General features: G+C 45.5%; 13 protein-coding genes and 1 pseudogene. 5 read left to right on the plus strand and 9 right to left on the minus strand.

Going from position 1 to position 18,400, the window contains the following annotated elements:
- Positions 1–6: 6 nt before the first annotated feature.
- The 8 genes from O59_RS19950 to kduI form a co-directional block, all read right to left on the minus strand.
- Positions 7–1,476, minus strand: coding sequence for a glycosyl hydrolase family 28 protein (locus tag O59_RS19950; RefSeq protein ID WP_198284842.1), 1,470 nt, complete (start codon positions 1,474–1,476; stop codon positions 7–9).
- On the minus strand, positions 1,476–3,155 hold the full coding sequence (locus O59_RS19955; RefSeq protein WP_157152675.1) for a glycoside hydrolase 43 family protein: 1,680 nt from the start codon (positions 3,153–3,155) through the stop codon (positions 1,476–1,478). Before O59_RS19955 ends, O59_RS19950 begins: the two co-directional genes overlap by 1 nt.
- A gap of 159 nt (positions 3,156–3,314) precedes the next feature.
- Positions 3,315–5,231, minus strand: coding sequence for a TRAP transporter large permease subunit (locus O59_RS19960; RefSeq protein ID WP_007646024.1), 1,917 nt, complete (start codon positions 5,229–5,231; stop codon positions 3,315–3,317).
- Positions 5,232–5,268: 37 nt separating this feature from the next.
- Entirely contained in the window at positions 5,269–6,261 is a 993-nt protein-coding gene (gene dctP, locus O59_RS19965) for a TRAP transporter substrate-binding protein DctP (RefSeq protein WP_050977144.1), read from the minus strand.
- Between the two features lie 48 nt (positions 6,262–6,309).
- Entirely contained in the window at positions 6,310–8,208 is a 1,899-nt protein-coding gene (locus tag O59_RS19970; RefSeq protein ID WP_198284843.1) for a glycoside hydrolase family 97 protein, read from the minus strand.
- Between the two features lie 103 nt (positions 8,209–8,311).
- Entirely contained in the window at positions 8,312–11,170 is a 2,859-nt protein-coding gene (locus O59_RS19975) for a TonB-dependent receptor (RefSeq protein WP_040393732.1), read from the minus strand.
- A 286-nt stretch (positions 11,171–11,456) separates the two neighbouring features.
- The gene (kduD, locus tag O59_RS19980; protein WP_007646028.1) at positions 11,457–12,215 is read right to left on the minus strand and encodes a 2-dehydro-3-deoxy-D-gluconate 5-dehydrogenase KduD; all 759 of its coding nucleotides are present in this window, start codon (positions 12,213–12,215) and stop codon (positions 11,457–11,459) included.
- A gap of 11 nt (positions 12,216–12,226) precedes the next feature.
- Positions 12,227–13,075 (minus strand): 5-dehydro-4-deoxy-D-glucuronate isomerase, encoded by an 849-nt coding sequence (gene kduI, locus O59_RS19985; RefSeq protein ID WP_007646029.1) that lies wholly within the window; start codon positions 13,073–13,075, stop codon positions 12,227–12,229.
- Between the two features lie 239 nt (positions 13,076–13,314).
- Here kduI and O59_RS19990 point away from each other — a divergent pair, with 239 nt between their 5' ends.
- The 3 genes from O59_RS19990 to O59_RS20000 all read left to right on the plus strand — a co-directional run bounded on the left by O59_RS19990 (position 13,315) and on the right by O59_RS20000 (position 16,845).
- On the plus strand, positions 13,315–14,439 hold the full coding sequence (locus O59_RS19990) for a LacI family DNA-binding transcriptional regulator (RefSeq protein ID WP_198284844.1): 1,125 nt from the start codon (positions 13,315–13,317) through the stop codon (positions 14,437–14,439).
- Between the two features lie 277 nt (positions 14,440–14,716).
- Positions 14,717–15,937, plus strand: a complete 1,221-nt coding sequence (locus O59_RS19995) for a glycoside hydrolase family 88 protein (RefSeq protein WP_007646032.1) — start codon at positions 14,717–14,719, stop codon at positions 15,935–15,937.
- Positions 15,937–16,845 carry an ROK family protein gene (locus tag O59_RS20000; RefSeq protein ID WP_007646034.1) on the plus strand — a complete coding sequence of 303 codons (909 nt, stop codon included), beginning with the start codon at positions 15,937–15,939 and terminating at the stop codon, positions 16,843–16,845. Before O59_RS19995 ends, O59_RS20000 begins: the two co-directional genes overlap by 1 nt.
- A 145-nt stretch (positions 16,846–16,990) precedes the next feature.
- Here O59_RS20000 and O59_RS20005 read toward each other — a convergent pair whose 3' ends face one another.
- Positions 16,991–17,170 carry a hypothetical protein gene (locus tag O59_RS20005; protein ID WP_040393735.1) on the minus strand — a complete coding sequence of 60 codons (180 nt, stop codon included), beginning with the start codon at positions 17,168–17,170 and terminating at the stop codon, positions 16,991–16,993.
- Positions 17,171–17,776: 606 nt separating this feature from the next.
- On the opposite strand from O59_RS20005, the gene O59_RS21750 reads away from it, so the two are divergent.
- Together O59_RS21750 and O59_RS20010 are read left to right on the plus strand one after the other, a co-directional pair.
- A complete protein-coding gene (locus O59_RS21750) occupies positions 17,777–17,935 on the plus strand; it encodes a hypothetical protein (protein WP_007646039.1) in 159 nt (52 codons plus the stop codon).
- A 119-nt stretch (positions 17,936–18,054) separates the two neighbouring features.
- Positions 18,055–18,342: pseudogene (locus O59_RS20010) on the plus strand (IS21 family transposase); the annotation flags it as partial.
- Between the last annotated feature and the right edge of the window lie 58 nt (positions 18,343–18,400).

Here is an 18,400-nt window from a genome sequence, read left to right on the forward strand (position 1 = left end):
AAAATATTAGGGCTTAACGATCACATCGCTAACATGCTCACCCAGAGTGAAATCGGACGGTTTTAAGCGCTTACCGTCAAGGCGAATATTTTCTAACACAATATTGTTAACCGCCCGTTCTTTGCTGTACCCGCCAATGACCGATGTGTTGAGACTGCTGTTTACTATAGAAATATTCTTCAGGTAAACATTCTTAATGCCTCTACCAGGAGAGTGACTGTACTTTTCGTTAAACACTACGCGGAAGTTAAATAACATGCCCTCCTCTACGCCATCTATACGGATATTTTCAAAGTAAACATTTTTAACCAGATTATCGTCGCTGTTGGTAATCGCCATTGCGCCCTGATAATTCCGATCATCTTCATCATGCCCCAGAATATCGATATTATTGAACCGGATATTTTCAATGAGTTCAGGTTGTTTATTATTGCCATGCAGGCCGATATTGATAGGGTGCGCCACATCAGCCCAGAGTACAGAATTGGTAACCATGATATTTCGGGCGTCGCCATAGTAGTCCCAGCGATGACCATAAATAGCAATACTGTCGTCTGAGGTTCGCAAAAAAACATTATTAATATTAACGTCAGAGCAGGCCATCATATCTATGCCATCGGTCCAGGGTGCCGCACTAAATGTTTTAATGTTGCGGATATCTACATGATTGGATTGGCCGCAATACACCGTGTAGTGTTTTGGATTAATAACTATTGGCCCATCAATCACCACGTTACTGGATTTAGTAATTTCAAAACCACGCCCCGCTTGATCAATTAAACCGCGCCCGGTTACTGTCACATTATTGGCGTTGTCTATTAGCAATTTCCCACGCAACATTGCACCGCCGTGTAGGTACACAGTTTTGTTTGAGGCAATACGGAATGCACCTTCGGCATTTTCCGGCGGAAGATGTAAGCCGGGACCGAACCATATAACATCGGGATCATTTTTATCTGGAATATTTTGTTCGATCGCACTGGCAAATAAATGCAGGTTGTGAAGGCGATCGCCATCAAATTCAATAGATATATTTTCTGGTTTTGATAGTTTGAATAGCGCTACATTTCCCGCTAGTTTCGGCTTTATTCCTGCACTTTTGGGGCGAATTTCAACGCGCCTTATATCACCATTATTTTTTTTAACGGAAACCTCAACCGGTTCCCCCATATCAAAATATACCATGGATGCATTTTGCGGGTTATCCAAGTCTACTTTTACCTTGTACTCATACAGGTCCTGCCACTCACCACCCAGTTTTCTCACACGAACGGTGTAGTCATCGTTATGGTGCGTATAAAGCGCTTGTTTGGGTACCTCATAGGTAACGAGATCATCAGCGACTGCAAAAAAACTACTGCTAAAACCCATTCCAAAAATGGCAACCAACTGTATTAATTTATTATTGTGTATCGATAAACTCATTCTGTTCTCACCATATGTTTTTATGTCGCAGAGAAAAATTGCAACCGACATCAACGCTCTTTATCACCCGACTCAATACGAAAATAATCGAACTCCGCGTGACCCGTTGAGGTTGCAACATAAGCGGGGGTTCCACTTGCGGCCTGCGCGAATAATCCTACCTGAGTACCCACCCAACGACCTGGCTGCGCAATAAAACCTGGGCCAATTGCATAATAATGCGTATCGTCAAGACTGTAACTAAACGTGACTTGAGCGTGATATGCGCGCAAGAGCGAGGGATAAATTACCGGATAGTCCGGTTCGGGTTGCGCCACGATTACCGGTTTAATATGGATACGAACATAAACCGCGCCACTCACTGTGAGCGGTGCGGTCAGCTTGGTTTCAGCGGCAAATAAATTGGCATTTTCTCGCGTGACCTGCACCAATCGAATACCGTCAGCGGTATTTTCCAAACCTATCCAACCATAGTTGTAACCGAGCACCAATAACCCGGCTCGCTCACCGATACGCTTTGGCTCAAGTGTGAATTGCGTGCTCGCCGTAAAACGCATCCCCGGTAATTTCTGTGTTAATAAGTTACCCGCCTCCCATAAATTCTCCGGGGAAGAAACAGATTTCAACCGTAACTTGTTTGTGATTGTTGAATCCACCCAATCAGATTGCGGATTGGCGCTCCATTGCCAGCCTAAATGAAATCCCTGATTAAACTCATCATTTACTATGGGCGCCTGTCGGATTTGAACAACCGCATCCGGTTTTTTATAAGAATGCACGGGTTGTCCAAAATGATTTTCTTTTTGGGGTGAACCGATAATCGGCCAATCATCGGCCATCCATCGCATAGGTTGCAATAATACGCGGCGGCCATAAGAATCTGTCTGTTGAAAATGTAAGAACCAGTCTTCCCCTTTTGCAGTATTTACCCAAGCTCCTTGGTGAGGGCCATTAATTGTTGTGTCGCCCTGATCCATCACTGAACGTGCCTCATAAGGGCCGGTGATATGTTTAGCGCGGAACACCGCTTGCCAACCGCCTTTTACGGAGCCCGCCGGAGCAAATAAGTAGTAATAATTTTTGCGTTTATAGAGTTTGGGGCCCTCCAAGGTAAACCAGGGCAAATCACCGTAGGAGGTTTTCACTTTAGGCAATAAATTTCCATCGATAATGATTTTTCCATCACCCTTCACACTCAAACCATCTTTAGCTAATTCTTTTAACTCAATAATATTGCTTTTGCCGGAACGTGAATGGGCATAGGCATAAACCATGTAACCTTTACCGCCCTCCTCCCAAAAGGGACAAGGGTCTATAACACCTTTGGTTGAATCAATTAATTGGGGTTTGGCCCAAGGGCCTGTAGCTGATTTTGCGGTAACTACAAATACACCAAAGTCCGGGTCAGCGTAATAAATCATAAACTGATTATTGTGGTGGCGAATGCAGGGCGCCCACACACCTCCGCCGCGACGCGGAACAGAGTGATGCGCAACAGGTTCAATTTGCTGCAGCGCATGACTAATAATTTTCCAATTCACCAAATCTTTAGAATGCAATATGGGTAAACCGGGGACATTGGTAAAACTGGATGATGTGAGATAAAAATCATCTCCTACCCTGACCACATCGGGATCAGAGTAATCGCCTTGTAATACAGGATTAATATAAGTTCCATCGCCTTGGTCAGATATCCACACACCTGTCGCTGCAGTTTGATCAATTGTCATGCGGGGTGGTTCATTTGCCCAAGTAATCGCGGCTGACAGAAAAAGTACGCACAGTGCGAAATACCATCTGAAAAAATTCAACATGCTGATAAATCCTCGCCGCGGCTGATTATGGCAAGCCCGTAACAGAGCACCACTTCTTATCGTTACTTTTTATTGCTATAGGCCAAATAATTCAGGCAGCGCCAAACTGATAGCAGGCACAAACGTAATTAACAACAAACCCGCTAGTTGTAACAAGAAAATAGGCATGAGGGGGGGCAGTACACTCGTGATTTTTTCGCCAGAAATACTACAAGCTACAAAAAGCACCGTACCAACTGGTGGTGTAACCAAGCCCATCGACAAGGTATAAACAAGGATAATGCCAAAGTGAACCGGATCAACACCTAGCGCAGTAACAACGGGAAAAAATATCGGGGTGAAAATTAACATGGCGGGTGACATATCCATAAAAACACCAACCAATAACAAGATAGCGACAATCAGTAACAAAACCAGGTATTTATTATCGCTAAACCCGGTTAGTAAACTGCCAACAGTGTCAGGGATAGAAGCAAAAGTCATGGTCCAGCTCATCATGCCGGAACAGGCGATTAAAAATAAAATAACACCGGAGACTACTGCTGTATCCAGAAAAATTTCGATTAATTTTGGTAGCGAAAGCGCGCGATAAACAAGTGCAAGTAGCAAGCTATAAATAACCGCAACTCCTGACCCCTCGATAGCGGTGAAAGCGCCGCCCAGTATTCCCCCTATAACAATGAAGATGAGCATTAAGCTCGGCAGCGCACGGAGAAAAATGGTGAACATTTCCGACATACTCTGTTTATTGTCGTCCGCTGTGTAACCTTTACGCTTTGCGTATAAATAGGCACCAATCATTACTGCTATGCCCATGATAATACCGGGCAAATAACCCGCGAGAAACAAAGCAATAATCGATGCACTGCCCCCCGTAATCAGCGAATAAACAATAAGTGCACCCGAAGGTGGAATAAGCATGCCGCAGGGAGCCGATGCAGCATTAACTGCAGCAGTCATTGGCATGTCATAACATTTTTCCCGTGCAACCGGAGTGATTATTCCCCCGATTGCTGAGGCAGAGGCAATGCCCGAACCCGATAGGGTACCAAATAACATGTTCGCCAAAATGTTGGACTGCCACAAGCTACCAGGAATACGCCGGCCAATTAACATAGCAAGGTCAATTAACCTTCTTGCAAGCCCGGTTTGATTCATAATGTTACCCGCCAGGATAAAAAATGGCAGTGCAAGAAAACCAAAGCTATCCAAGCCATTAAATATAGTTTGACCCGCTGTTGGAAATATTTGGTTAAAATCTATTTGCAACGCCAAGGTAAATAAACCTGCATAAGCAAGCCCTATAGCGATAGGTGTCCCAATAATCAAAAAAATAAAAAAGCTGACAAACAACACCAATAGGGAAACTATTTCCAGATTTTCCTCCACCAATAAATTAAAAATTGATGAATGAGCAACGAGGATTATTAACAAGCCAGTACCGACCAGCAAACCAATGACCAAAGCGAGATCGATGAATTTCGCAGATTGATATTTAAATAAACGAAAAATTTCTGAAAACTGGGATAAGACCGTAATAACGCCAGATAACAACATTGCTGTTTGCAAAATTCCCACGGGTATTTTGAATATCGCAGTCTTCATCAATAAATTATCCAAATAGGACTGGTAACCAGCAAAGATGAAGATAAAGCCAAAAATCATAATCAACAAGGAATTCAATATATTAAGGCGAACGCCATATGTTGTACCGGAAAATCTATCCAGCAAAAAAGGCAAAGTAAGATGCCGCCCCACTAAAAAGCAGTATCCTCCCGCCAATAATCCCAGCCAAATAAGGGCGTAGCGTAAAAATTCCTGGGGCCACATACTGGGTGAGTTGAATACAAAACGGGAAATCACTTGAAAGGAAATAGCCACCACCATCGCAGCCAACAAAGCTACCAGAAAGTAGCGCAACACACCTACAAACGGCCTGCTTATCCACACGGAACAGGAAGAAAAATTATTTTTTACTTTTATGTTTTTCATTGTCTTATTCCGTAGGGAAAACACCAGCAGGCGATACTTACAGCTTACGTTTTTCGATGGTTAAGATGGCATTTAGCAATTTGGACTTCTCTTCGTCCTCAAGCGCCTTTTGGTAGATAGGCTCAACCGCTTTCATAAGCGGGGTTTTGTCTACCTCAAAGAATTGCACACCAGACTCATCAATTGCCCGCTGTTTGTATTCACTCTCCTTAGCATCGGCATAGGCAATAGATTTAAGGCTTATTTTTTCAAATTCCTGGTTTACTATTTTTAAATCCCCGGGAGAAATCTGATTTTGAAACTGAACGCTGCTGAGAACAAAATCGGTTAAGCGTGTATGTTCAGTTAGTACAACATACTTGGCAATCTCGCTAAATCTGGCTTCATACAAACCGGCTATTCCACCCTCGGCACCATCCACGACCCCTTGTTGCATAGCAGAATACAATTCGCCAAAGGGCAATACACTTGGCACCGCACCAAAGCGGGTAAGCATGTCGATATAAGTTTGGCTGGAGATTGTGCGCAGTCGCTGCCCTTTTAAATCTGCAATGGTGCGAATAGGTTTGGTGCTGTAAATACTGCGGAAATCACTACTTAAAAACCCTAAAAAAGCAAAACGATGTTTGGTTGAAAAATCAAATAACGCGCGACGAAAATCACCATTGGTCATGACTTCCTTATATTCCTCGGCAGAGCGAAACAGATAAGGCATATTCATAACACCTATCGCCGGAATAACGGATTCAAGCGAGGCGCTATTGATCAAACAAATATCAACCACACCGCGTTGTACATGCTGAAAGTACTGCAATTGATCGCCCAGTACGCCACCGTGAAATATTTTAAACTTGACTCGTTCATTGGTGCGGCGCTGTACATTCTGTGCAAATTCGCTGAGCAAACGACCGGCAGTGCCATTCGCCTGCACATCAGTAGCAATTTTGTAGGTTTTTGCGTGTACACCAACGCTCACTATATTTATGGCCAATAGCGCCAAGCAGAGCATGAAATTTAGTTTTTTAAGCATTATTAATCTCATTGATCGCACTCTTAGTAGCCAGGACTTACCCATAAATTATTTTTTGCGAATCCATAAAGCCACGCCACCAGATGCCTTTAACTCGATATCTATTTTACTGCGATTATTCACGTCAACATCGCGCATGCTTACTTTGGTTCTACTGGATGAGGTATTGTCGTCATAGTAAATTCTTGCAATATAGTTGGTATTAGCCTCAAGAAAACTAAAATCAACGGTCACCTTGCGCGCGTCATTATTGGTAATAGCACCAAGATACCAATCCGAGCTGGAACGTCTTGCAGTAACAATAAATTGTCCGATATCACCCGCAAGGATTTTACTGTCATCCCATACCGTTGGCACTTTGGCAAAAAATTCGATTTCTTTTTCCCCGGTATAATCCGCCGCTTCGTCGTACCAAAATAAGGTTTGCAATGGACTGTACATAACAACCGCTAACGCCAACTGATGGGCATGGGTGGTTTTTATGCGTTCATCGTAATAACAAATAGTGTAGTCACCCATACCTGCCAGACCACGCGTAAATGGTAAGGTGGTATTGTTGTTCGCATCCGGCATCTCTTCATTGCCGCGAATACCTTCTACGGTAACGACATTTGGCCAGGTACGCTGCTCGCCGGAAAACCGAAATTCATCGTGAATATTTACCATTAATTTATTGTCAGCCGCACGTTTAATGGAATCGTATAACCAGGCAGTCCAGCGATGGGAACCCAATTGCACAAACCCATATTTAACGCCAACAACTCCCCACTCTTTATAAATAGGAAATATTTCTTCATCTTGCTTTAACAAGGCTTGTTGATTCACATACAACCAAATGCCAATGCCTTTTTCTTTGCCATACTTGATGATTTTTTCCATATCAAGATCAATGGCGACCTTTCCTGCATCGGAATCAAACGTGAAGGATGGCCCATACCATTTCCAATCGAATAAGAGGTATTGCAGGTTATGTTCGGCAGCAAAATCAATCCAGGCCAATGCGCCCTCATTGGTAAGGCTCATGTCGCGGACAATTTTTCCGGGCTTAATCCAGTCAGTATCGGCAATTTTGGATGGTTCATTGAGATTCAATAATAAATCATTATTTTCCAGTAATTGCGCTGCACTATCGGCAATCATTACTACGCGCCACGGCGTACCAGTACCGGTAATCAAATTAACCGGATCGTGCATTTTAGTAATGACAGTATTTTTTTTGTCGCTTGACAGTGAAAAACGCGTACGCACATAGTCTTTTACATTCGCTTCAGCCAAAGCCGCGTAAAGCCCATTTTCAAGTTCCAGCGTTAATGGCCGCTCGCTTTCATTTTCCCAATTTTTTAATGGCACGCGAGTTGCCAATGCCTGCGCCCAGGGCGTATGCCACGCATAGGTGTTGGGAGGCAATGCAAACTCCGTATTCTCCGCCATCACCCGGTAATAAATTCCGGTAGGGTTATCAGGGAAAAAATATTGAAAAGCCACCCCTTCGTTATACACACGAACGCGAATCTCCATGGTGTAGGCTGGGTTCTGTTGATGAACAAATGAAAGCTTCAAGGCTGCATAATTATCACGTACCAGCGCCCTCTCACCGTAAACCGGTTTCCATGTCGAATCATGACTTGTAATTTGACTGTCGGTTAAGGTCAAACCATGCATCCAATATCCCTGGGGAACATTTTTGATAGCCAGGGCCCACTCGGAATAATGGTTATCCAAATCCAGATCCATTCGGGATTTTTTGATTACATCCTGCTGTTCTTTACTGACAGAGTAGAAAAATAAAGATTGTTTTTTTCGGTTTTGCCCGGCGTAGAATGTAAATTTAATTTTACCATCTGGAGAGCTTAGGGATTTAACCTGCTCTTGCTTTGCAACCGCATTGAGGTTAATAGTCAGCAGAAACAAAATAGCCATTAAGGTTATAAATTTACATGTTGGCATCGAACACTCCGGTTTTGCGAAATCGTTTTATTTTTCTCAATAAAAAGGGGGCATTTTGTAATGCCCCAAGCACGGTTAGCCATGCGGCTCCCATAGACGAACGCTAGAAGGTGGCTCTTAAGCCAACTGCAAAATTGCGGCCATTAATGTAGTACTGATTTTGGAATCCGGTGGTAACTGAGCCGGGTTCACCCACGTAGCGAACAGGAGCCGAATCTGTCAGGTTTGATGCCGTAAAAGTTACCGAGTAAGTATCGCTGATGTTGTAGTTAATCGAGCCATCAAGCACACCATACCCCTTCACATAACGCCCAACAGCAGGGTTTGCAGCAACACCAAACAAAATAAAATCAGAACGATAGGTGTAAACTAACCGCGCCGATAGGCCTTCGTTTTCATACATACCCGCAACGCTATAACTATCATCCGATTGGAATGCTTGCGGAACATTTACCACTTTTCCATCACGCACAATCGGGTTTTCGGTTGTAACGTGCGTGTAGGATGCCGATACACCGAAATTACTCCAGGCACCTGGCAACATATCAAAGAAGGTTTGTACCGCCAGCTCTACACCGCGAGCATTGCCAGATTCAGCATTAACTTGGCGAGTAATAAAAAATTGACCATTGCTACAGCCATTATCTTCGGCTCCTGAATAAGGCTTTGCAGTAGCAACCGTCTCACAGGACTCCAATGTATTAAAAAAGCCATCTATTTCTTTGTTAAAAACGGCAATAGACGCATAATTTGCAGGGCCAAAATATTTTTCAAGCGAAAGATCATAGCTATCTGCTTCTAGAGGCTTCAAATCAGGGTTGCCCGCACTGCCACGACCACTAGTATCACTTACCGAAATGCTTGGATTAAGTGCTCCCAGGGTAGGCCGAGTAATGCCTTTGCTATAACCGAAGCGCAGGAGCAAATCTTCCTGAAGTTCACCAGTGATGTTGAATGATGGCAACACATCTGTATAAGAAGTAGATTCACGATTTGGAACAATTATAGCTGTAGTGCCGGTAGAGTCGTTCACCATAGCTTCTACAGTTAAGTCGGCCTCAACAATACGAACACCGATGTTACCGCGAATTCGCTCATTTTCAGTTGCAAACTCACCCATTAAGTATGCACCGAACGTATCTTCTTTAGCATAACGACGTGCCATTAAATTTTCTGGAATGCTGCCATCGGCAGGAATATTTGCCAGCGGGAATGCGTTGCGCAAAGCATCACCATGCAGCATAGATGGGCTAAATACTAAATAGCCGCCTGCGAAGTCGGTTTTATTTTTCACCCAATCTTTAGGTGCGGTTTCAGTAAGTTCTGCAAAGTCAGCAACAGAAATCGCATTTGACTGATCTGCCAATAATCCCGAGCCATTTGTGGTCAAAGCTTTACCACCAAAGCTGTAATTGTTGTAGTTGGATTCTTGCGATGCAAAACGTCCACCAAACAAGACAGCATTAAAGAAACCATCCACTTCGTATTTAAAATCCGTTTGTACGGCATAACCACTATCATCAAAAACCTGATGGGTACCGTTGCCGTAATCAACAAATACAAAATTGTTGGGGTCTGCCAAATCGGGCCCAGAAATACTGATGTTATGTGGCGATGTTTTTAAATCGCGGGTGATATCCCAAGTATTCCCTACTTTTGGACGCAAAGTCACGCTGCGGTTATCCTGGGTTTGATCCGCTTTCACATATGACACATCGGTAGTCATATTCAAACGATCTGTAATATTCCAATCAAAACCGGTAGCAACCAACCAGGTTTCATAAGGGCGATTTTCTTTACCGCCCAGTGAGTTGAAGGTTGAATTTAAAAAAGTACCCGACGCTAAGGCTTGCGTTGCCAGCACTGCATTTTCGCCACCATTGGCATTGCGATTTACCCACGCTTCAGTAGTATCAAAGGCCTCGGTCTCTAAACCCTGAACCGTGCGACTATCGCTCATAATCATGAAACGATAATCCTGCTCGTATTTGTAGTAGTTGTAATTACCTTCGGCGTAAAGCTCAAAATCGTCGTTGGGCGCCCACTGGATTGCCGTATTTACACCTTTGCGATCACGGATAATATCTTCCTGAAATACGTGGGCATTTTGCGAAGTGGTTGCAATTAAATTTGATGGATCATCCGATGCCGTTGCATCTACCAAATGCCAAACATCGCTTCTTCCTACATAACTCTGATTGGCAGCGGCCAGGGTTGTGTACTCAGCTGAATCGGCACGTACGGCGCGACGCAAATTTGCACCGGTATTACTCGGCGTGGAGTCGGAACGGTTGTGACTTTTTTGTTGGGTTGCCGCAAATAAAAAGCCCAACTCACCACCGCTTTCCAAATTCCAGGTTTCAGAGTAAAGCCCAAAAATTTCCGGATCGATATCGCCTACAAAATCGTTATAGCGCGCCGTGACAGCACCACTTATCACCCGCTCATCCATATCCAACGGGCGACGGGTTTTAATGTCGATCAAGCCCCCAATACCTCCTTCAATATGTTTTGCACTGGGATTTTTAAATACATCGATGCCGGCAATCATGCCTGGGATTGCACTTTCAATATTGAATTCGCGGCCACCGGCAGTGAAATAGGTTCTGCCATTCAAGCGTGACGCGGTTTGACCAGACAGACCACGAATAGTGAGGCCGCTGCCCTCGCCCACTGGCGATGCACCTTCGCCGCCATAACGATAACCTTGCACACCGGGAATACGAGTCAAGGTTTCGGCAACATTAGGATCAGGCAATTTACCCACATCCTCTGCGGTAATCGATTCAACAACTTCACCCGCATTGCGTTTAATGGCGGCTGAATTTTGCAGGCTGCCGCGAATACCGGTAACCATCACTTCTTCCAATCCCTCATCTTGCGCCACCAGCATCGGCGACACGGTTGAGAATGCGGTTGCGGCTGTCATAGCAACCACCAATTTGCTGAGTTTCATAGTCATCTTCTCCACCCTTTTATTAGAGTTAACATAGGTTTAAAGCCGGCAAAATGTGCGACAAATAGAGCAAAGGTTAAGCACATGAACAAATGGTATCGATACCAATTTAATCCTGCAAGCACTTTATTGGCTATTCAACAGAAAATAGCCTTGGTAGCCAGGCGGATAAACCAGAGAAGTTACCCTTATGCAGATAACGATACCAAAAGTAGCATTTATTGCTACTTGACCGCATAAACAGCGTGATGGGCAGGCAATCCAAAATGCCCTGCACGCGAAACAAAGGAAGTTAACGGGCGAGCCAGCCACCATCGACCGGGAGCGTAACCCCGTGCACATAGTCAGCAGCACTGGAGGCCAAAAAAACTGCAGCCCCGCCCAAATCGGAGGGCTGCCCCCAACGCTTGGCTGGTATACGCATCAGAATCTCTGCCGAACGCTGGGGATCAGCTTGCAGCGCAGCAGTATTGTTGGTGGTGAAATACCCCGGTGCTATAGCATTCACATTGATGCGCTTGTCAGCCCACTCATTTGCCAGTGCCTTGGTTAAACCTAATACTGCGCTTTTGGAGGCGGTGTAGGATGGCACTCGAACCCCACCTTGAAAGGACAACATGGAGGCTATGTTGATAATTTTTCCGCTGCGGTTATTGGTCACAAAATAACGTGCCGCCGCTTGCGAGAGAAAAAACACACTGCGCAGATTTATATCCAACACGCTGTCCCACTCCGCAGCAGTAAAGTCCAGCGCATCGTTGCGCTGAATGATGCCGGCATTGTTGACCAAAATATCCAGAGCGCCGAGCGCCTTGTGTGTTTCGGTCACCACACTTTCCACACCATCACTGCACGCAAGATCACGCAGGATCACATGGCTTTTTCCCCCAATACGATTAATTGCATCGAGAGTCTCGCTTGGCTCAGTGCGCCCCACCAGGCATATAGCGGCGCCAGCTTGTGCCAAGGCAATGGCGATCCCCTGCCCCAAGCCGGTATTAGTGCCAGTCACCAGCGCTACTTTCCCGGTCAGACTAAAACAATCCAACATGCTGATTTCCCCTAGCGCAGTTGACACAAATCCAGTGGTTTCATATCCGTGTAATCCAGATTTTCGCCGCCCATCGACCAGATAAATGCATAGGAGCGAGTGCCTGATCCCATATGAATTGACCAAGGCGGGGAAACTACCGCTTCTTCATTTTGTAGAATGATGTGACGGATCTTGTCGCGCTCACCCATAAAGTGAAATACCCGTCCGGCCTCCGTTAAATCAAAATAGAAATACACTTCCGAGCGACGATCATGCAGATGCGGCGGCATAGTGTTCCAGACGCTACCCGGGTCGAGAATAGTAAGCCCCAGTAACAACTGGCAGGACTTCACTTTTTGGGGAACGATGTATTGATAAATGGTGCGCTGGTTTGATGTTTCCAGTGAACCTAACTTAATCGGTACAGCCTCTTTGATGGATACCTTCACCAACTCAAAACGGGTGTGTGCAGGAGTAGATACCAGATAAAACTTGGCAGGAATGGTCGCATCGGTTGATGCAAATACTACTGATTCACAGGACATAGGGATGTACAAACAGTCTTTTGCATCCAGCTCAAACAACCGCCCATCAACTGTGACTGTACCCGCCCCCTGCCCTACATTTACCACTCCCAGTTCGCGCCGCTGCAGAAAAGGCTGGCCCAAGGCGGCGTGCGGCTCATCCTGTGTGGGCAGTGCAATAGCATCTGTAATGGGATACACGCCACCAACTATCATGCGCTCATAGTGGGTGTAATTCAGGGTAATCCGGTCCTCCTGAAACAGCGAAGCAATTAAAAAATGATCGCGCAATTGATCACTATCCAGCGAGTCCATCATTGCCGGATGTGTGGCGTAGTAAGTCTTGTTGTACATGATTTAGCCCTACAGGTGGATTGATAATGTATTTTGGTAACGATACCAAAAAGAAACAGCATTTCAAACCACCCGCTTGGGATTGATTGCGAATCCACAAAGCTGCGCTTTGCCAAGAACCCGCGATAGGAATATGCTCGGGCATCCGCCAATAGCTAGTTATAATGGCAAATCAGATAAATAATTGCGTTTTGCAGCGCCGGGTATTTCCTGGGCTATCACAGCAGGCATTGGGTTATATGACAGAAAAAACAAAAAAAACGGCAGAGAAAAAAGCTCCCCCTGTGAAAGAAAAATCAGTTATTGAAACACCGGCAATGAAGCAACCTGCGACAGTACATGATGTCGCCAAACTTGCCGGTGTCGGCTCGATGACAGTATCGCGGGTGGTCAATGGCTCCACGGCGGTAAGCGCCAAAATGCGTAAACGTGTGGAAGACGCTATTAAAGAACTCAACTACGTGCCCAATTTAGCGGCTCGCGCAGCGCGCAGCGGCCAGCGGCGTATTGGGATTATTTTCAGCAACCCCAAATCATCCAACCTGGGTGATTTTCTAATGGGCGCATTTGCCGCCAGCAGTGCACTGGGTTGTCAATTGCTGATCGAACCCCTATTGGCGCACCCACAACCTATCGATGCACTTAAAAAACTGATCGAGCTAGGCGCCCAGGGAGTCATTCTTCCTCCACCAATTTGCGACTCACTGGAGGCTCAGCAACTGGCGCGCAGGCACGACATACTGCCACTTAGTTTTGCTTCCGGCAGCCCGCGCCTGCATTCACCCGCTGTACTTATCGACGACTTTGCTGGCGCCCGCGCCATGACTCACTATTTGCAAAGTTTGGGTCATACCAAAATCGCGTTTGTTAAGGGAGACCCTAAACACTCGCCTGCTAACAGCCGCGCCGAAGGTTTTCTGGCTGCCATGGCAGAAGCGAATCTGGAAGTACCCGCCCATTGGATGCCGGATGGCGATTTCACCTATCGCTGCGCGTTGGATGTTGGCAAGGCGCTCCTGGATGTGCCCAAAAAACAACGCCCCACTGCCATCTTCGCCTGCAACGATGAAATGGCTACCGGGCTGCTTGCCGTTGCTCACGGGCTTGGCTTGAAAGTGCCACAGGATGTCAGTGTGGCCGGATTTGATGATACTGCCATGGCCACTGCAGTCTGGCCGCAGCTGACCACCATCCATCAACCATTGGCGGAAATGGCTAAATCCGCAGTCACCATGCTCGACGATATGCTCAAAACCGCCCCGCGTATTTCCGAACATGACGGCGTGGTACGTCATTTTGTAGCGCCTTACAAATTGATGAAACGCGATTCAACCGGGCCGGTAGGCGGCGTTACCGCAACCTAATCCCCCGCCATCTTCTATAACTAGTAAAAACAACCTACCGCCGCTGTAGTTATGCTGACTACAGCAGCATGTATTTAATTTTCCAGCACAAATACCAACGATCAAATCCCTGCGCATCACCCGCAACCAAATTAACTGGGACGATTTATTAATTTATCTTTCTCTGCCGCTCTTGCACTCCACCACTGGTATCGATACCATTAATACAGTTTAATTTCTGTTAGCGCCCGATAAAAATCCAGCTCTCAGAAAAAGCCCCGATAATTTTGGAGCAGCCATGCCCCCCACAAACAACGAAGCAAACGGGCCTGTTCTTGCAAACGCAAGAGAGACAATACACATCCCCGAACGATTCAGTATAAAAGATGGGTTAACACCATCGCTATTAGCCGAGGCCACACGGAAGGCACTAGCAAAACTGGAGCAAGGCCTTGCGTATTTTGGTGATGAATTCCCTGCACCATCATCGCTGCAAGGCATTTACCCAAAGATTGGTAATGTTGAGTGGACTAATGGCTTTTGGACCGGGCAGCTGTGGCTAGCTTACGAGTTAACCAATAATCAACGCTATTTACTGGCCGCGCAAAAACAAGTGGCATCATTTTCAGCGCGGATTAAAAACCGGATTAATGTCGATCATCACGACCTTGGATTTTTGTATTCACTCTCCTGTGTATCGGCTTATCGGCTCACGGGCAATACCGAAGCGCGCACGGCTGCATTAATGGCTGCAGATTGTTTACTGGAGCGCTACTTACCTGCCGCAGGCATAGTGCAAGCCTGGGGCAATCTTAATGATCCGGAAGAAGCCGGGCGCATGATTATCGACTGCAATCTGAATCTACCGCTACTTTATTGGGCCAGCGAAGAAACTGCTGAGCCAAAATATCGCCTAGCTGCAGACAGTCATATTCAAAAAGCGATGCAATATTTAATTCGCGACGATGCATCCACGTTTCATACTTTTTTTCTCGATGTAAAAACCGGTGCAGCTCGCAGGGGCAGCACCCACCAAGGTTTTTCTGATAGCTCCTGCTGGGCGCGCGGTCAGGCATGGGGAATTAGCGGTTTTCCATTGGTCTACAGTTATTATCAAAATCCACAGCTGCTTACACAGGCTTGTCGCCTCGCCAATTATTTTTTGAATCGTCTGCCTGATGATTTAGTGTGCTATTGGGATTTAATTTTTACCGAGGGCAATGAACCGCGTGACTCATCTGCCGCCGCTACCGCTGTATGTGGATTACTTGAATTAGTCCGCCATCTACCACTGACAAATCCAGACAGACATATTTATGAAAATGCAGCAAAAGCAATTATGGGCAACCTCATTCGAGGCTACAGCTGCGATGAAACAGATTCGGGAACCGGCTTATTAAAACACGCCGTTTACCACAAACCTCACAATGTAGGTGTGGATGAAAGTTGTATTTGGGGTGACTACTTTTACCTCGAAGCACTGGTACGGTTTCAAAAAGCCTGGAGGTCATACTGGTAATGCGTATCGGTGTAGATTTTGGTGGAACAAAAATTGAAGTAGCAGCCCTAGATAACGCAGGAAATTTCTGCGCACGAGTGAGAGCTGCCACGCCCGACAATTATGATCAAGCAATAGCAACTGTGCGCGATCTGGTGAAAGACGTTGAAAAACAATTAAAAGTTACCGCTAGTGTTGGTGTTGGCACACCAGGATCAATCTGCCCTCGCACTGGTCGTATCCGCAATTCAAATAAACTGTATTTGAATAATAGTGATTTCACTCAAGACCTGGAGTATGCACTCGGTCGATCAATAAAATTTGCAAACGATGCCAATTGTTTTGCATTGTCAGAAGCATTTGATGGTGCGGGTGCAGGAAAAAATATTGTATGCGGTTTAATTTTGGGGACCGGTTGTGGTGGTGGAGTAGTCATCAACTCACGTTTATTGGAAGGCAGCCAAGGCATAGCTGGTGAATGGGGGCACAACCCCCTCCCCTGGCAAAACCTGGATGAAAGCAACGCTCCGTCATGTTATTGCGGTCAGGAAGGTTGCCTTGAACAATGGATCTCCGGCACCGCACTCACGCGCTGTTTTAAAGCGCGCACTGGCAGAACTGAAACAGGGGCTGCAATTGCAGCCTTTGCACAAAATGGTGATACCGCCGCGATTTACGAAATATCCGCTTTGATTAATCGTGTTGGCCGCGCTATAGCATCCATCTGCAACGTGGTAGACCCCGATGTAGTGGTTATTGGTGGCGGCTTATCCAATATTCCAATGCTATACCGTGAGTTGCCCAAAGTTATCGAACAATACATATTTGCAGATCATTGGAGTGGTAAAGTGGTGCCACCCCACTGGGGCGATTCTTCTGGTGTGAGAGGCGCAGCGAGGTTATGGCCTAATATTGCAGAGATTCGATAATTCTCCTCAACCACAGCAACGGACAGGTGCGAGTTTTCTTAAATACGGTAAGGATGCGGTTGCTCCAGAGGAACATAAAACCAGAGATGAAACTCCAGCAAGAAATCGACGAAGCGGAGTACAAATCACCATTAAAAGTGATCTCTCATGTGCGGGTCGAATCCAGCTCGCAATCCATAAAATGCTGATCTAGCGCCACCTCATCAGCATGGGCAGTAAATGCGGTAAGCACATCCAGAATCTCATTTTCTGTCATTAGAGAAACTGATTTCTCATCCGGCTGACTAGCCTTTTTATTGCTTAAATCGGTATTTAAAAAGCTCATTTCCATCATCCTTTCTACGCATATTCAACGATAAAAACGCTACCCCTTCACCTGATTAACTTTGGGTGTGGGGAGCATCCCCACTAATCCAGGGTCAGGGCTGGAAGCCCTGTCGTAGCGTTAAGAGAGCAACGCGAACGGGCGGAGCGAGTATGTTGCGCCGAAGGCGCATGCCTATTTCATTATCTCTTTTCACAAAACAATCTGTAAGTAAAAGTAGGGAAAAGCGGTAAACATCAGGAAGGATAAAAAACTAGGTGGTTAACTGATCACAAAATAGTGAGATACAAAAAATACCTTGGTTAACCGCTGAAACCTAGTAATAGCGCGGCTTTCAAAAAAGGTAGTTAACCAAAGTATACCAAAACAAACATTGAGGTTAACCAGTTAACTCCTTATTTTTCAATGACTTACCATGAGTCAGTATACTGCGTGGGGTGTGAGAAAAAATAATGGTAAATGGTGCTATTTTTAAACAGCAGGGTTTCCCGTGCTTTAAAAAAGAAGCGGTTTTGAGCTGAATTACTTATGAAGAATTTTTAAGGAAATGGGTTCCTTAAAACAGCATTTTTCACACATAAAGTGTGCTTATTTTGAGGGGTTTTTATGGGTACTGTTGTTAGCATTTTTTCCAAGTTTTTAGAAGCAAAAGAGAAGAACAAAAACATTCAAAAAGAGGACATACAAAAAATGAAATTAAGTTCTGAGGATAGAGAGCATTTACGTAAAGTATTTGGCATAAAAGTTGTTCAACTCAAATCATAATATGGAGTGAACCAGATTATGACTTGCACTTAAAACTGCCCCCTAAACCCCCATATTTGTACCGAAAACTGACCCACGTAAACCGACTATCCTGCTTTCTTTTTGAGCGGGAGATAGGAGTGATTAACGTGGCCATTTTGAGCAAGATCAGACGTTGGTATTTCCGTGACAAACTCTCGCTACGGGAGATTGCACGACGTACCGGATTTTCCCGCAACACCGTTCGCCGCTATCTGCGCGATGAGATCAGCGAACCGGCTTATCCCAAACGACAGACCACCAGCAAGCTCGATGCTTTTGCCGATAAGTTGGCGCAATGGTTGAGTTATGCTGCAAGAACGCCCCGCAAACAACACCGTTCACTCAAACAGATGCATGCCGATTTGTGCCCACTTGGTTTCGAGGGTTAACCTTCATAGTAATACCTCAAGCGCTTTCCTTTCTTAAAGCGCGGCTTGTAGCCAA

The organism is Cellvibrio sp. BR (assembly GCF_000263355.1).
GTDB lineage: Bacteria > Pseudomonadota > Gammaproteobacteria > Pseudomonadales > Cellvibrionaceae > Cellvibrio.

Excerpts from the sequence above, each read along its gene's own strand:
- O59_RS19975 (WP_040393732.1), bottom strand. The coding sequence starts at position 11,170 with ATGACTATGAAACTCAGCAAATTGGTGGTTGCTATGACAGCCGCAACC.
- O59_RS19995 (WP_007646032.1), top strand. The coding sequence starts at position 14,717 with ATGCCCCCCACAAACAACGAAGCAAACGGGCCTGTTCTTGCAAACGCA.
- dctP (WP_050977144.1), bottom strand. The coding sequence starts at position 6,261 with ATGCTTAAAAAACTAAATTTCATGCTCTGCTTGGCGCTATTGGCCATA.
- O59_RS19970 (WP_198284843.1), bottom strand. The coding sequence starts at position 8,208 with ATGCCAACATGTAAATTTATAACCTTAATGGCTATTTTGTTTCTGCTG.
- O59_RS19950 (WP_198284842.1), bottom strand. The coding sequence starts at position 1,476 with ATGTCGGTTGCAATTTTTCTCTGCGACATAAAAACATATGGTGAGAAC.
- O59_RS20005 (WP_040393735.1), bottom strand. The coding sequence starts at position 17,170 with ATGAGCTTTTTAAATACCGATTTAAGCAATAAAAAGGCTAGTCAGCCG.
- O59_RS21750 (WP_007646039.1), top strand. The coding sequence starts at position 17,777 with ATGGGTACTGTTGTTAGCATTTTTTCCAAGTTTTTAGAAGCAAAAGAG.
- O59_RS20000 (WP_007646034.1), top strand. The coding sequence starts at position 15,937 with ATGCGTATCGGTGTAGATTTTGGTGGAACAAAAATTGAAGTAGCAGCC.
- kduI (WP_007646029.1), bottom strand. The coding sequence starts at position 13,075 with ATGTACAACAAGACTTACTACGCCACACATCCGGCAATGATGGACTCG.
- O59_RS19960 (WP_007646024.1), bottom strand. The coding sequence starts at position 5,231 with ATGAAAAACATAAAAGTAAAAAATAATTTTTCTTCCTGTTCCGTGTGG.
- kduD (WP_007646028.1), bottom strand. The coding sequence starts at position 12,215 with ATGTTGGATTGTTTTAGTCTGACCGGGAAAGTAGCGCTGGTGACTGGC.
- O59_RS19990 (WP_198284844.1), top strand. The coding sequence starts at position 13,315 with ATGACAGAAAAAACAAAAAAAACGGCAGAGAAAAAAGCTCCCCCTGTG.
- O59_RS19955 (WP_157152675.1), bottom strand. The coding sequence starts at position 3,155 with ATGACAATTGATCAAACTGCAGCGACAGGTGTGTGGATATCTGACCAA.